The 15655-nt window shown below is 37.0% G+C and carries 16 protein-coding genes; 4 read left to right on the top strand and 12 right to left on the bottom strand.

Annotated elements, in window-relative coordinates:
• Window positions 1-12 precede the first annotated feature (12 nt).
• The 8 genes from J7W16_RS17145 to J7W16_RS17110 form a co-directional block, all read right to left on the bottom strand.
• Complete coding sequence (locus J7W16_RS17145; protein ID WP_210598705.1) at window positions 13-1239, bottom strand: response regulator transcription factor; 1227 nt, start codon at window positions 1237-1239, stop codon at window positions 13-15.
• 31 nt (window positions 1240-1270) lie between these two features.
• Window positions 1271-2995 carry a sensor histidine kinase gene (locus J7W16_RS17140; protein ID WP_210598704.1) on the bottom strand — a complete coding sequence of 575 codons (1725 nt, stop codon included), beginning with the start codon at window positions 2993-2995 and terminating at the stop codon, window positions 1271-1273.
• Between the two features lie 74 nt (window positions 2996-3069).
• A complete protein-coding gene (locus J7W16_RS17135) occupies window positions 3070-3708 on the bottom strand; it encodes a YesL family protein (RefSeq protein ID WP_210598703.1) in 639 nt (212 codons plus the stop codon).
• Window positions 3709-3897: 189 nt separating this feature from the next.
• Window positions 3898-4926 carry a glycoside hydrolase family 88/105 protein gene (locus J7W16_RS17130; RefSeq protein ID WP_210598702.1) on the bottom strand — a complete coding sequence of 343 codons (1029 nt, stop codon included), beginning with the start codon at window positions 4924-4926 and terminating at the stop codon, window positions 3898-3900.
• 265 nt (window positions 4927-5191) lie between these two features.
• Window positions 5192-6034 (bottom strand): carbohydrate ABC transporter permease, encoded by an 843-nt coding sequence (locus J7W16_RS17125; protein WP_210598701.1) that lies wholly within the window; start codon window positions 6032-6034, stop codon window positions 5192-5194.
• A gap of 1 nt (window position 6035) precedes the next feature.
• Window positions 6036-7001 carry a carbohydrate ABC transporter permease gene (locus tag J7W16_RS17120; RefSeq protein ID WP_210598700.1) on the bottom strand — a complete coding sequence of 322 codons (966 nt, stop codon included), beginning with the start codon at window positions 6999-7001 and terminating at the stop codon, window positions 6036-6038.
• Window positions 7002-7288: 287 nt separating this feature from the next.
• Complete coding sequence (locus J7W16_RS17115; protein ID WP_246880085.1) at window positions 7289-8620, bottom strand: ABC transporter substrate-binding protein; 1332 nt, start codon at window positions 8618-8620, stop codon at window positions 7289-7291.
• Window positions 8621-8868: 248 nt separating this feature from the next.
• Complete coding sequence (locus tag J7W16_RS17110) at window positions 8869-9654, bottom strand: SDR family oxidoreductase (RefSeq protein ID WP_210598699.1); 786 nt, start codon at window positions 9652-9654, stop codon at window positions 8869-8871.
• Between the two features lie 242 nt (window positions 9655-9896).
• On the opposite strand from J7W16_RS17110, the gene J7W16_RS17105 reads away from it, so the two are divergent.
• The 3 genes from J7W16_RS17105 to J7W16_RS17095 all read left to right on the top strand — a co-directional run bounded on the left by J7W16_RS17105 (window position 9897) and on the right by J7W16_RS17095 (window position 11103).
• Entirely contained in the window at window positions 9897-10043 is a 147-nt protein-coding gene (locus tag J7W16_RS17105) for a lmo0937 family membrane protein (RefSeq protein WP_210598698.1), read from the top strand.
• 202 nt (window positions 10044-10245) lie between these two features.
• Window positions 10246-10443, top strand: coding sequence for a hypothetical protein (locus tag J7W16_RS17100; RefSeq protein ID WP_210598697.1), 198 nt, complete (start codon window positions 10246-10248; stop codon window positions 10441-10443).
• A 114-nt stretch (window positions 10444-10557) separates the two neighbouring features.
• Window positions 10558-11103, top strand: coding sequence for a DUF3231 family protein (locus J7W16_RS17095; RefSeq protein WP_210598696.1), 546 nt, complete (start codon window positions 10558-10560; stop codon window positions 11101-11103).
• Here J7W16_RS17095 and J7W16_RS17090 read toward each other — a convergent pair whose 3' ends face one another.
• The 3 genes from J7W16_RS17090 to J7W16_RS17080 all read right to left on the bottom strand — a co-directional run bounded on the left by J7W16_RS17090 (window position 11104) and on the right by J7W16_RS17080 (window position 12767).
• Complete coding sequence (locus J7W16_RS17090; protein WP_210598695.1) at window positions 11104-11742, bottom strand: SGNH/GDSL hydrolase family protein; 639 nt, start codon at window positions 11740-11742, stop codon at window positions 11104-11106. It lies immediately after the preceding gene.
• 174 nt (window positions 11743-11916) lie between these two features.
• Entirely contained in the window at window positions 11917-12333 is a 417-nt protein-coding gene (locus tag J7W16_RS17085; protein ID WP_210598694.1) for a universal stress protein, read from the bottom strand.
• 17 nt (window positions 12334-12350) lie between these two features.
• Window positions 12351-12767: a universal stress protein gene (locus J7W16_RS17080; RefSeq protein ID WP_210598693.1), complete on the bottom strand. Its 417-nt coding sequence runs from the start codon at window positions 12765-12767 to the stop codon at window positions 12351-12353.
• Between the two features lie 330 nt (window positions 12768-13097).
• On the opposite strand from J7W16_RS17080, the gene J7W16_RS17075 reads away from it, so the two are divergent.
• Complete coding sequence (locus tag J7W16_RS17075; protein WP_210598692.1) at window positions 13098-14372, top strand: MFS transporter; 1275 nt, start codon at window positions 13098-13100, stop codon at window positions 14370-14372.
• A 47-nt stretch (window positions 14373-14419) separates the two neighbouring features.
• On the opposite strand, the gene J7W16_RS17070 is transcribed toward J7W16_RS17075, so the two are convergent.
• Window positions 14420-15322 carry an AEC family transporter gene (locus J7W16_RS17070; protein ID WP_210598691.1) on the bottom strand — a complete coding sequence of 301 codons (903 nt, stop codon included), beginning with the start codon at window positions 15320-15322 and terminating at the stop codon, window positions 14420-14422.
• Window positions 15323-15655: the final 333 nt, after the last annotated feature.

The raw sequence follows: 15655 nt of genomic DNA, 5'->3' as shown, positions 1-15655 counted from the left end.
ACTCACCCTTTCTTATTGACCTACTGATTTTCTATGAATGAGATCAGTTGGGGTATAGCCAGTATACTTTTTGAATGTTGTGGTAAAGTATGCTGGATTCACATAGCCAACTTTCTCAGAAACTTCATATATTAAATAATTGCCTTCTTGAATCATTTTCTTCGCTTTTTCCATTCTTGCTCTAGTCATATAGTTTTTAAAAGACTCTCCAACTATATTTTTAAAAATTTGTCCTAGATAGTTTCGAGAAATATATAATTCATTTGCAATATCCTGAAGAGTAATATTTTCACTTAAATTCTTATTAACATAATCAATCATTTGTTCGACTAACTGCTTATGTTTTGTATTTTCATCCCAATGATGGTGCTCGCATATTTGATTGATTTTCCCACTCAAATAATCCCTAAGATCAGGCCACTTTTTGCACGAAGAGAGGTCATTTAGTAAATCAACTTTCTCTAGGAGCACATCATTCATACGAATGCCAATATCATGTAAAGAATATGTGATCAATGTCCACATCTCAATGCCGATTCGAACTGCATTCGCTCTCGAATATGGATGTTTAACCATCTCATCAAAAAATTCATCTATCACATGACAAGCTGTTTTTCCGTCAGCATATCGAATAGCCTCAGATAATTTTTGACACGCCTCCATTGATTCAACACAAATGTCCTCTGAATCACTGAACTCTGAACCTAGCTCTTCTACTATTTCAGTAGTTAAAAATTGATTTCTAAACTGAGTAAGAGCCTCCTTTGATATATCTCCTAAATGGTCGTCAAAACTGTCGATCATTGGCTTATATGTCTCTAATTTATTTTGTAGTTCAACAACCTTTCGTTTCTCTTCATTCTCCTTCTTCAGTTGTTCAATGACATTCACTAGTACTTCTTTAATCGTATCAATTGATGCCGGTTTGGATAAATAATCAGCGATCCTTAATCTCATTGCCTGACGAGCATACTCGAAGTCATTAAAACCACTTAAGATGATCACTTTCGCAGAAGTGGTTTCTTCCTTAATTTTCTCAATCATCTCAAGACCATTCATAACAGGCATGTAAATATCAGTAATGATGATATCCGGTTTGGTCTGCTTAATAACATCCATTCCTTCTTGACCGTTATGTGCCTCTCCGACCCATTGACAATTCAGTTCACTCCAAGGTATTACTTTCTTCATTCCACGTAACACTTTATGATCATCGTCTACAATTACTACACGCCACATCGATTATCCCCCTCTTTTTTAAGCAGAATGATCAAATACCCTTTTCTTGCTCCATCACTTTCGGAATTCGTATCTTCACAATAGTTCCACCATTTTCTCGGTTCATCACTTCAACACTTGCTTCATCTCCATAATAAACATCGAGTCGTTCCTTCACGTTACGAATCCCATATCCTCCAGTTTCAAGATGATAAGAAGTTGGCGACTTTTTCTGTAATCCTATTCCGTTATCTAGTATTTTAATAACTAAATGATTTGATTCCTCATCGACCTGAATATCGACTATGCCCTTTCTACCATCTTGAAAACCATGTATGACAGCGTTTTCAACAAAAGGTTGCAATGTTAGCTTCGGAATCAAATAATTCTCATTCCCAACTAAATTAATACGATAATCAAAACGTTCTTCTAGCTGGATTTTTTGAATTTGCAAGTAGTACTCCAAATACTTCAATTCATTTTTTAGTGTAATAATACTTTCGCCTTTTGACAGACCAATTCGTAACATCTTTCCTAATAGTTCAAACATTTTACTCATATCATTGTCTCCACGTTCAATCGCAATCCAATTTAACTGATCCAATGTATTATATAAAAAATGTGGATTGATGTTCGCTTGCAATGCCTTAATCTCGGCTTCTCTCTGTCTTCTATTTTGATCGTCCAATGATTGATATAGCATCTTTGAACGACTGGTAAGATCTTGAAACCCTTTAAAAAGTTGTCCAAACTCATTTTTGTAGCCTGTAGGCAGTTCTGGACTCGGTTGATTGATATCATATGTCTTCATTACTGAAGCCAAATGTAAAATAGGCTTCGTGAAGCTTCTAGTAAGTACTAATGTTCCAATGAAGGCCAAAAATACAGCAATTGCCCCAATAATGATCAAAGCTTTCGCCATCCTCTTACTAGTTGAAATCATCTCTTCATATGGTGTAATCTCCATTAATGTCCAATCAACAGAAGGAATCGTCGTCGCAACAACAAAATCATCTTCATGTCTCACTTGAAAGGTTAATTCATCCTCAGGCTTTGAATCCCTTGCATTGATTAAATTTTCATAAAAGTGACGATCAATTTCAGTCGAACTAGTACTTGAAATTTCCTGCCCATTATTATCGAGTAAGACTAGATTTGCTTGCTCACTAAATCCAAGAAGCCAGCCTTGAAGTGTTAAAGGGTCTAAATTAATGATAATGACAGATTGTAGTTCCCCACGTGAGGTGGTGATCTTTCGTCCGTAACTAATAACAGGCTTATTACCGGCAACCGTATCGACCATGCGCTTTCCTAACCATGATGAACTTTCTTCTTCAATCTTTTGATACCATTTTTCCTCATAGACAGTAGACAACTCTGTATACCTCACTGGATATTGAATATTATCTACTGGCGGTGAAGCAAGAAAGATCTCAATTGAATGGATCGGGGGAATACTATAGACAATATTAGAAAAGTCCTGTGTTAATGAATTTACCGAACTCCCGTGAAACATTCGGTTTCCACTAATGACATCACGAAAGATTTTCTGTCTCGATAGGACAATTGAATACCCTTCAAATGTCTCGAGTTTTCCAGTTAAGTCTTCACTTATTAACTTCAATTGATCTTCTTGATAATTAGTTGAAGTATTTACAATCCCTCTAACAGAATACTGATAACTAACAAGGATGATGATACAAAGCAATACAAAAATAAAAAAGAAAAAGCTACCAAATAACAAATACCTAATTCGGTATTTCTTAAAAAGATTCATTCACTACATCCTCCAGACTGACCTTCTCCGCTGTAGCTATCATAATAGGTTATCAAAAATTGCTAATCACCTACTTAATTCACTAAGGTTAACGCATTCTCCTTCTTTTCTAATGTACGAAAAGCGTTTAATGCGATAATGATGATACATGCTGCTGGCAAACTGATCGCATAAAACAAGAGAAGGCCAGGAAATGAATGGAAGAGAATATAAGTAATAACGATACCAACTATCATTAAAAGACAATAATGCAAATGCGAGATTCCTAGTAATAACGCATAACGGAAACAATTAAGTAAGGACGTATCATAATGTGAAAATACAGGAAAGATAAACAAACATAATACTAGGAATAATAAAGAAAAAATAATAAAGATTGTTCCTAATAGGATTACTCCGTATTGATGAAGATATGGTAATGTTTGAATACTAGCATAAAGCGAAAATGCCCCAACAACTATAAATAGACCAATGAGATTTGCTTTAATAAATTCTTTTCGATAAACCGCTAAGAACAATTTAAATGCCTTTGCATCCCCTTTTGACATGAATTGATTCCGTAAAACAGCAAACAAAGCTGCCGTCGCAGGAGCCCATCCAAAAACACCTAGACCACCTATCGTAAAAAGTAACCATAATGTATTTATAAATGCTAGTTTCATCAACCATTCACATATTTCATTGATTGCACTTGTGAAACCTGTTACATTCATTTGTACCACTCCTCAACTTGTAACCGCTTACAATAATTATATCTTCTTTTAAAATTGCAGTGAAGATAAAAAATGTTAAAATTGTATAAAAAAGCAACAAAGCTGATACTTTGCTGCTTGGATTAATTTATTTAATTGTTGATTGTCTAAATACATACAGCCACAACTGAGGTCGACTTCACTTTAACACTATCCTATATTTCTATTCTTTAACAATGAAGCAAAAAAGACTAATGCTAGTCCCTGCCCCCATCCTTGTACACGTTTGTCAGGTACATCCTTATATCCTTGAATATCATTCATTACAGCCGTACCTGCTGACACTCTAGTAACCGAGCCATCTTCCTTCACATTTTCAAGCATGCCTGCGATTGAATGTTGGATACATTTATTATAGAGTTTCCCTCTAACCAATAGTGAAGCTGCAATTCCAGCTGAACCAGACACTTCTATAGGAGAAGTAGGATCAGTTAAGACAGTATGCCAAAGACCTGTTTCTCCTTGCAACCTCACTAATGCACTTTGTTGGTCTCGCAGTGATCCATCAATGATCATATAGGATGGATGCTGTACCTCGACTAATTCTAGTGCTCTAGCCATCGTAATCGCTGCCCAGCTATTGCCACGTGCCCAAAATACACTAGACATATTATTACCATTTATATTATCCCAACCATGATAATACAAATCGGTATCATCACTCTGTAAAAACTTCTCATGACCATGGTACTGCTTCAATCCAAGCTCAAAATAATCCTCCCGATCTAATAGCTTTCCTATTCTTAATAAGAAGTAGCCTGCCATAAACATTGTGTCAACCCATGCTTGTTCCGGAAAATTATATTTTTCTCCATTTACTGTATGCTGAAGTACGTCATCATCAAAACGCTCAGCATCATTTAGTAAATAATCAGCCATTTGAGTTGCAATCTCTAAGTATCTTTCTTCCTCTGTTACTTTATATAAGGTTAATAGAATATGACCAATTGAGGAGGCATTCACTGTTAACTTTGGCAGACCGTCTTCTAGCTCTGCATCAATCCATTCCTTAATCATATGAATGTATTTTTCTTCCCCAGTTACTTCATATGCTTCTGTTACACCGTAAAAGGCAACCCCCCCTGGCCAATCCCAGCTAAAATCCATTTTAAATGTTCGATCAACGATCCGGTCAATAATCTCTTTTATTTGGTTTTCGTCAAACTCTAATCTAGGCATTGTTCATCCTCCAGTATCGTTTCGTATTTTTCATATATAAAAAGACCCGGATAAAATTAAGGTGTTTAACTAAAATTCTGCACAAATCAATAACTTAGCGGATGAAATATACGTAGACTCCTGCGGGATATAAAGCCAAGGGTGAGACCCCACAGGCGTAGCCGAGGAGGCTCACCGGCTTCCCGCGGAAAGCGTAGTATATTTCAGGAGCGGTGTTTCTACACCACCTATGATTATTCGGCTTTTCATTAAATTAAAATACAATTTACTTTAATCCTGTCGTTGCGATTCCTTCTACTAAATACTTTTGAAAGAATGCGAATAAGACGAATTGAGGCACAAGCGATAATGAAGACATTGCAAGAAGTGGTCCCCATGATGTATTACCATCTGCATCCATGAAATTTCTTAAACCAATCGTAACTGTGTGTAAATTAGCATTATTTAAGTAAATTAAAGGTGCGAGGAAATCGTCCCATGTCCACATAAAAGCGAATAATGCCACAGTTACAAGTGCCGGTTTCAATAATGGTAGGATGATACGCCAAAAGACACCAAACGTTGAACAACCGTCTACAATCGCTGCTTCATCAAGCTCTCGTGGAATCCCTCTAATAAACTGAATGAGTAAGAAAACAAAGAACGGTGTTCCACCCAAGAAGGCTGGTACGATCAAAGGATAAAACGTATTCACCCAACCAATGTTGTGGAACAAGATATATTGAGGAATTAACGTAATCTGAACTGGGAGCATAATCGTCCCCATTAAGCAGGCAAATAAGAGGCCTTTGAATTTGAAATTCAATCTAGCAAACCCATATGCAACAATACTACTTGAACAAATTGCCCCGACAACAACGAGTGACGTAACAATTGCTGAGTTCTTAAAGAAGATATCAAACCCCATATTCCCAAAGCCTTCCCAGCCTTGTGGGTAATTCTCCCATACAAAAATACTCGGTATAAGTGACAACGCATTGTTGAAAATTTCTTCAGATGGCTTTAACGAACTTGCAAACATCCACAGAATTGGATAGACCATCACAAATCCAAAGACGATAACAAAGAAATAATAAATTATGTTTTTTAGTAGTGGCTTTATGTCCATGTTAACGTCCTCCTTCTGATTCGTAATAGACCCAGTATTTTGATGTTTTAAACAGGATTAATGTAATAACCCCAATGACGACGAGCAAGATCCAGGCCATCGCTGAAGCATATCCCATTCGTAAATATTCAAAGGCAACCTCATAAAGATAAACCGCATAGAAAAGTGTAGAATCCATGGGTCCCCCTTTTGTGATGAGGTATGACTGTGTAAAAGTCATAAAACCGCCTATTGTTTGCATAATTAAGTTGAAGAAAATGACTGGCGTTAGCATTGGTAGAGTGATTTTGAAAAACTTAGTAACCGCATTGGCCCCATCAACACTCGCAGCTTCATATAGATCAGCAGGAATTTGTCTCAAGCCTGCTAAGAAAATAATCATTGGCGACCCAAACTGCCATACAACTAATAAGATTAAAACGGATAACGCTGTATCAGGATTTCCAATCCAGTTCATTCCGGAAAATCCTAGTGATGTAACAAATTCATTTACAGCACCTGTTCTCCCAAACATTTGCTTCCAAACAACGGCAATAGCAACACTTCCTCCTATGATAGAAGGGATATAATAAATTGTTGTGAAAAAACTTGTTCCTTTACGACCTGTGTTAAAGAGCATCGCAAGAAAGAGAGCAAAAATTAATTTAAGTGGTGTTGATACAAAAACAAATATAAAGGTGACTTTCAATGAATTAATAAAGCGTGGATCATTTGTTAATACTTGGATATAATTTTCAATTCCAATCCAACTTGGACTCGAAAGCAAATCATAGTTTGTAAAGGATAAGTAAAACGAAACAATCATTGGTCCAATGATTAACACGATAAATCCGATTAACCATGGTGAAATGATTGCATACCCTGTTAAATTATCTTTTAATGCCTTCCGCTTCTCCTGTTTCTTTGTTTGCTCGGACGGTTGCGGCGTTGGTATTGTAGTCCGAATCACTTCTTCTGGTTTAGACATAATCGTGTCCCTCCTATTTTTTAAAAGGTAACTGAGGCTAGGATAAAAGTTATCTAACTAATAGAAAAACCGAACAATAATAGTTGGCGGACATAAGCCGCTCCTGAAATATACTACGCTTTCCGCGGGAAGCCGGTGAGCCTCCTCGTCTACGCCTGTGGAGTCTCACCTTTGGCTTTATCATTCCGCAGGAGTCTACGTATATTTCATCCGCTACGTAATTGCTTTATTCGGTGTTTCCAGTTAGACACTTTAGTTATGTCCCAGTCTCGTCACCGACAAGACAGTTATTTCAATACTCCTTCAGCCTCTTGCATAAATTGCTTCGCTGCCTCCTCTGGTGTGATTTGATCGTACTTAATTGTCTCGACTAAACGTAAGAACGAACCACGAACTTCAGATTCTCCTGGTGGTGATAGTGGATCTGCAGGACTTGTATAATCTGCTACTAGTTCTAAGAATTCAAATGTCTCTTGAACAGGACCTTCTACAAGTGGAGCTAAATGTTCACGTACTTTTGAAGAAATTGGAACACCTCGGTCTGCTTTTAACAATTCATGTGCTTCTAAACTGTTGGTGAAGAAATCAATAAATTGTGCAGCTGCTTCTTGTTGTTTTGAATGTTGAGAAATTGAGAACGACATACTTGGACGAATCCAGTTTCCATGTTCTCCGCCTTCTAGTGATGGAAGAAGGTTCAATCCTAGTTCATAATCAGTTGTTTGCGAGATTCCGATAATCTGGTTACTCGCTGCCATTTGCATTGCACCAGTGCCGTCTCCAACCATAGCGTTACCACCGTCTATATACGACATAGTAATGTCATGTGAGGGAGCCGCACCATCTTTCACCATTTTCTGAATTAGACTAAAGAAATCCACTAATACATGCTCTTCAAAGCCTAAGCCTGTTCCATCAGGGGTGAAAACAGATTGCCCGTTTTGACGTGCATATGAGAAGAACATTTCATATTCAGCATTTGCAAGATCAAAGCCGTAAAATTCACCATCTGTTCCATCTTTGATTTTGATCATTGCATCGTATAAATCTTCGTACGTATATCCAGGTTCAAGCACAATCCCATGCTCTTCAAATAAATCCTTATTGTAAACAGTTGCTAGAGCATTCGCACCTAATGAAACGGCTAGAACTCTTTCACCATCACGATTAATTTCCTGATAAACATCGTCAACATCTTCTAAATTAATTGTTCCATCATTGATGAATGGAGCCAAATCTACTAAGAGATCGCGACTGTTATATTCATTAAGTTTCGAATTATCCATATTAATAACATCTGGAAGATTGCTACCTGCTGCTTGCGTATTTAGACGCTCCCAATAGCCGTCCCAGCCTGTGTATTCCGGTTCAACTTTAATATGAGGGTATTCAGCTTCAAATAACTCAATTGCTTCGAGTGTCATATCATGACGCTCTTGGCCTCCCCACCAAGCAACACGAATGGTGACGTCCCCATCAGCTGACTCATCTGAAGTTTCGGTCGAGTCATCCGTACCATTTCCTTCGGTTTCATTGTTCGTTTCAGAACTACAAGCAACTAATCCAATGACACAGATCATCATTAAGAACATCAACCATTTCATCATTTTAACTCTCATTTTGTTCCCCCCATTAATCTTTTTGTAAGTGCTTACATTTAACATTATAAACTGTAACATATTCCCTTGATAGATAATAAAAGTTAAAAAGCTATAAAAAAGTAACAATATTATAAAATAGTTTGTTAAATAGGTCTAAATGAGCCTAGATTAATTATTTATACAAGTGTATTCTATCCTTTATATTTTACTGTTCATCATACTTACGACAGTATTGATTAATGCCATTCTTTTTGCTTCAATAATCATTATCCTCTGAGCAACGATTCTGCACCGTCTATATAAATTTCTGTCCCTGTTATATGTGAAGAAGCATCAGTCGCTAGAAATAGAACTAGCTTGGCTACTTGATCTGGAGTTCCTGGTCTATGCTCTAACGGTTTATCCCCTTCCGGAAACTTCAATGGCACCGTGACATTATCAGCATTGGAAGTTTTGGTAATGCTATCTCCTATATTTGTTTCAATCGCCCCAGGACAAATAGCGTTGACTCTTATTTTACTTTGAGCTAACTCTAATGCTGCCATTTTCATAAAGGCTATTTGCCCTGCTTTTGATGTACTGTACACAGAAAAGCCTGGCTGTGAAAAGACTCGGTTGCCACTAACAGAGCTAGTGATAATAATGCTTCCACCATTCTTTTTCAAAAAAGGGATTGTGTGCTTAACAGTTAAAAACGTGCCTTTTAAATTGATATCAATTGTTTCGTGCCACTGTTCAAGAGCCATTGTTTCAATAGAAGAAAGCGTGCCTACAATTCCAGCATTCGCACAAACAACATCAATCCTACCCCATTTCTCAACAATACTAGCAATACTTCGTTGAACTTCTAACGAATTCGCTACATTACAATGAAGAGACAGTGCCTCGACGCCCGTTGCTTCGATTTGGTGCTTCGTCTGTTCTGTTCGTTCATCATTTACATCAAGTAAGGCAACCTTTGCACCTTGTTCTGCTAATTGTATAGCAGATGCACGACCGATCCCCGAACTACCACCCGTGACAACAACCACTTTCCCTTGTAGCTTTTTCACTAATAATCACTCCTTTAATAATTAAGTCTAGAACAAATGAGTACTATGCTGAAATCAAATAAGGTCTCTCTAAATTAAGGAATATTCATTTTAGATTCAATGCAATTCGCAGATTTCTTTAGATAACAATAATCTTCATTGTTTTTTTATATCTTTCTCTTTCTAGCGATTACTAGTACCTAGGTTTGCAATTTAAGTAATCGGGAATACATCTACTAACAAAATAAAAGGAGTGAAAGCTCATGATTTGGACAATTATTGGGATAATCATATTATTATGGATTCTCGGGGTATTATTCGAAATTGCAGGAGGGCTCGTTCACCTTCTACTCGTTGTGGCCCTAGTTGTATTCATTATAAACATGATTCGTGGTAGAGGTAGGTCCTAACAAGTTCTACATAGGAGTTCGGTTGATTTAAGAGGTTTCCTTCCTCTTAGATCAACCTTTTTTATGTATTTGATTTTTTTTTGTAAAGATAATCGATAAATGCATGTTAAGTCGTTAAAACGTATATGATTATTGTATTCACATTTTTCAAATGTTTGGAATTAGATGAAATATGGTATACTTTGCTAAAGGAGCTGATCATATGCGTAAATTTCAAGTCTTTGTAGAATTTGAAAGTGGACAGCAAATCAGTTTCACGACGAAATCGGATATTCGTAAGGATATGTTTCGTCAAACAATCGATGGTAAAGATTGTATTGTTACAGATGACCATTATGTTTTAAATATCGAAAAAATTAAGGCAATTAAGTTAAGAAAGATCAACCGAAATACCGCTTGACTATTTCTTATATCATATATTTAAAAAAAAAGCGTAGTTTGATACTGCGCTTTTTTATTATGTTTAAACAAGAAATTGGGGCACACTACTTTTAAAAGGAGGTAAGGTACTACTATGCCTAATGTGTTTGAATCATTGTTTCATTCATTTAAGACAACCGTGGATAACGAACCTAAGCCTCCCCTCCATACAGGGGAAGTGTCCACACTTTGGGTTTATTACACTGCAATTAATGAATTTATTCGATATGAAGAAATCGGGCTGAACACGTCAGAAGATCAAGATCTAAAGGAAATGTTAACAGATGCGTTAAAAATGTGTGAGTCACAAGCGAAGCGCTTAGAAGCATTTCTAATAAAAGAAGGTGTACCATTACCATCATTACCTGCACAAAAACCAAAAACTGAAATTAATGCTATTCCTCTTGGTGTTAAGCTAAATGATGACGAACTTGCAAATGGTGTTTCAATGAAGCTCGTCATCGCCCTAACAAATAGTGCTGCTGGACAAGCACAAGCCGTTCGAACAGATGTTGGGGCATTATGGCTTGAGTTTTATCTAGAAATGGTCAGCTTTGGTTCAACATTAAAAGTGTTAATGAGAAAAAGAGGATGGATTCGAATTCCACCCTACTTCATTCCTCCAGGTATACCTAAATAATCATTTCCTCTGAGCTTCATGGCAACTCTCTATCCATGTCTTGGCCATTAGCAGATTTCCAATCGAGTTCATATGTACTCCATCTGTTGTTATACTCACTTTACTGTCAGCTTTCAAATAAGTGATAAATGCTTGGTGTGTTGGAACAATAATCGCTTCGAACTGTTTAGCTAAGTCATGGATAACTTGAACATACTCCTTTAATAAGAGATTGCCTTTTGCTTCAATATCTTCCTCAATGATTGTAGGCTCCATTAAGATTATTTGGGCTGAAGTCTTCTCCTTGACGATTTTTAGTAGCTCAGTATAGACCTCTTTAAATTGATCTGGATAGACTTGTTTCATTTCCGGACTATCTAATTGTCTCCATACGTCGTTGATCCCAATTGAGATCGATACGTAGTCTGGAGAATGCTTAATTACATCCTCTTGCCATCTAGATTGTAAATCAGTGACTCTGTCTCCACCTATCCCATGATTAACAATGTTCATTCTAGTATTAGGATAGGATGCTTGATAGTAATCCCTAATCATTCGAACATATCCCCAACCTAGTCGTTCATCATGATCCTCTCTTCGGTCGCTATCCGTAATACTGTCACCGATGAATAAAATGCGATCGCCTGTTTTAAATAACATACGTTCTCCTCCTTCATGATCTAAGCGTTTTCATTAAAATAGTATCATATCTACTGTAGAATAGAATACATAAACAATTAAATTAAAAAACCTGTCCAAACTACAGACTACTAAATAGAAATTGTTCACCCAATTTAGTAGACTTTTCATTTGAACAGGTCTTAGCTACTATTCTTATTTTACAATCATCACTGGACACTTTACATCCTTAGCTACTTTATGACTTACACTACCTAGAACCATAGTCTGCAATTTATTTAATCCTTTGCTCCCAAGCACGACGACATCATAGTCCCCATTATTAGCATACTCGACTATCGTAGGACCTGGCTCACCATTTAGAAATTCTGTAGTAAATGGAATACCAGCTTTCGTCATTTGTTGTACAACAGGTGCTAGCATTTCCTTACGATTAAGCTCTATTTCAACTTTACTTGTATTGTGGAGAACGTCATTTTTTGATTTTTTACTATCAACGACAAATACAACTTCAATTTCACCATCAAATAATTCAGCAAGTCCAATTGCCTTCTCTGTTGCACGTTGTGAATGCTCTGATCCATCTGTCGGTAGTAATATTTTTTTAAACAAGCTATCCCTCCTCACTTTTACTTAACGATCAGTACTGGTGACTCGACTCGCTTTGCAACCTTATGACTAACACTTCCAAGCACTAAACTTTGTACTTGATTAAGCCCACGACTTCCGATTACAACACAGTCATAGGGATTGTTATTAGCAAAATCGACAACCGTTGGACCTGGCTCTCCGTGTAAAATGTGAATATCGTATGTAGCAGCTTCTTTCTGAAGGAGTGCTTCAAGTTCAGCTAATTTTTCTTTTCGACGAATTCTTATTTCCTCCTTACTTGAATAGTGAAGAACGTCTGCTTTTGAATCAGTGCCACTTACAACATATACAATATCAATAACCCCTTGATTTTTCTTCACCAATCCAATGGCTTTTTCAGCAGCACGAAGAGAATGCTTAGACCCATCAGCAGCTAAGAGTATTTTATTATACATACAACTCACTCCCTTTAAATATATGAACGATTTGTCGTAGCCATTCAGTCAGATATTTCTTTTATTTTTATCTTCACTTTAATTGATTTTTCTAAACCTATTCAGTGATCTAAGTCACAATAATACTATCTTCTTGAGTCCGGGGAGTCTTCTGTCGGAAAAAGATAAATAAGCTAGCTGATTCACACCTAAATACAACAAATGTTTTTATAAGGATGAGAATATGCAAGTCTGAAATTAATGCATTATTGTAATTTTCGGGACTAAAAATAACTGAAATATGGTATAGTTTCTTTTATGACCTTTGAAACTACAAATGGGGTGTTCAACATGATTAAACGAATGTCACAATCCTTTTATTACGGATGGGTGATCGTCTTCATTGCAGGGTTTGGAGTCTTTTTCTCAGGGCCCGGGCAAACGTATTCAAATTCCGTCTATATTGACCAATATATTGCTGATTTTGGCTGGTCACGTTCAGAAGTTTCGGGGATCTACTCAATTGCGACCTTTTGTGCTGGTATTTTAATGTTTTTCGTCGGTCGCCTCATTGATCAATTAGGTCAACGAAAAATGATGGTGATTGTCGGGACCGTTCTTGGTTTAGCTTGCTTCTTTAACAGTTTCGTTTCAAACATTTGGATGATGGCGATTGGATTCTTTATGATACGATTATTCGGTCAAGGAAGCATGTCGCTTATTCCAGGGACACTTGTTCCACAGTGGTTTATCGTTAAGCGAGGACGCGCCTTAAGTTTTATGGCAATAGGTAGCTTTGCAAGTGCAGCTTTTTTCCCTGTAGCAAATGCATGGATGATTAGCAGATGGGACTGGCAAACATCATGGCAAGTCTGGGGCTGTCTTCTATTATTCTTATTTGTCCCCGTTGTTTTACTAGGTGTTAGGAACAAGCCAGAGGATATCGGCTTAGTCCCTGATGGCAAAGTCGAGAAACAAGATCAAACAAGTGAGACAATTGGAACAGTAATTCCTGTATCCGAGGAAAATTGGACATTGAAGGAAGCAAGGAAAACTGTAGCTTTCTGGGCCATATTAATTTGTGTTGGTATCCCAGCCTTAGTAAACACAGGTATTACCTTTCACCTCCTCTCCATTCTCGGAGAAAATGGTTTAAGTCCACAAATTGCTGCAACCGTTTTAAGTTTAATGGCGATCGTTGGTTTCCCTATTTCTTTTGCGTCAGGCTTCATTTTGGAAAAAGTGAAAACAAATCTATTAGTCTTACTGATTTTCGTAATTGAGATTATGTTATTGCTTATGCTGCTAGTAACAAAGAATTTTACTTTTGCCATTATTTTTGGGATCCTCTGGGGAACGGCAGGAGGACTTGAGCGAATTACCTTTGCTATCATTTGGCCCAATTATTTCGGCCGCAAATACATTGGAAGTATTAAAGGCGTCGCTGCAACAATTGGAGTGATTGCTTCTGCATTTGGGCCGTTACCATTTGGGGTGGGTTATGACTTGTTTCATAGTTACACGCCTGTGTTACTAATGACATTACTGTTTCCGGTAATCGGAATCATCTGTGCCTCGATTGCCAAGAAACCAGAAAAAGCAACGACAGCAAATGTCGCTGTTTAAAAAAAGGTGAATCAAGATCGTTTCTCACGGTCCTTGATTCACCTTTTTTAGCTTAAAAGCATTAGCATGAAAGGGATTGTAATAATACTTAATGCCGTGGTGACTAGAGTACTGAATGAGACAAGGTCAGGTTCAGTGTCAAATTGCACAGCAAACATCGTTGTGTTAGCAGCGGAAGGCATTGCAGATAGAATAAGAAGGATGGTTGCTAACTCCCCTTCAATCGATAGAGCTAAGATGATCACATAAGCAACAAGCGGTGAAATGATCACTCTCATTAGTATAATAAAAGACAGTTCCTTCATTTGTACTTTCTGGCGTTTGATCGTTGCTAGCTGCATACCGAGTACAATCATAATTGTTGGAATCGTCGCATCTGCAATCATATCAACCGCTTGAAATATAAAGAGTGGTGTTTCAATTGACAGTACTTGAAACATTAGACCTAGAGCTGCACCATACAGCAACGGCATTTTAGCTACCTTTAATAAGGATTCCCGAACACTATCGCCACCCCTACTTCCTCTTGCTGCATAATATAAACCAACTGTACTCATCAAAAATGATTGAATGACCATCATAATGACCGCATAATCAAACCCAATCTCTCCAAAGGAAAACAACATTATAGGAACACCATAATTGCCACTGTTCATAAATACTCCAGACAACACAAAGGCAGATGTTTTCGATTGAGACGACCTCATTAATTTACTGACAATTAACGTAATCCCAATCAACCCAAAACAAAGCAACAAACAAAAACTAACAATATACACGTAATCAACCGTGATCTCATTCATATAAAAGGTTCGAAAGGCTAGAAACGGTGACATTAAGTATATCGCAATTACAGAAGCAGATTTCGGGTCAAATCCAATTTTCTTTTGGCCAATAAACCCAACCGCAAATATAATAAATGCTGGTAGTACAATCAAAATGAAATTCATTTTTAAACTCCTATACGTTCAGTCATGTATACATATTGTTTCATTGTTTAATAGTATAGTATATTTTCAAGTTTATTTCTGCGGAAAGAGAGCTTTAATTGCAAAAATAAAAAAGTTGTATGCTCTCCTAATGAGCACACAACTGTTTCTTTAAATGTTTGATTTCAACCTATTATATCTCCCAAAACGTCCTAATTTAGTACGACTTCACGTCCAGTTCGTGATGACTCATATATCGGACTTAGGATTAAATTATTTGTATAACCAGATAGTGCGTTCGAGATTGGTTCTTTACCGTTAACGATACATTCGATGAAATGACGGCTCAGTCTC

Origin of the sequence: Halalkalibacter suaedae (genome assembly GCF_017939705.1) — a bacterium.
GTDB classification, from domain to species: Bacteria; Bacillota; Bacilli; order Bacillales; family Bacillaceae_D; genus Halalkalibacter; species Halalkalibacter suaedae.
The sequence above is the reverse complement of the archived record's forward strand: the minus strand, read 5'-3'. Positions and strand labels throughout refer to the sequence as shown.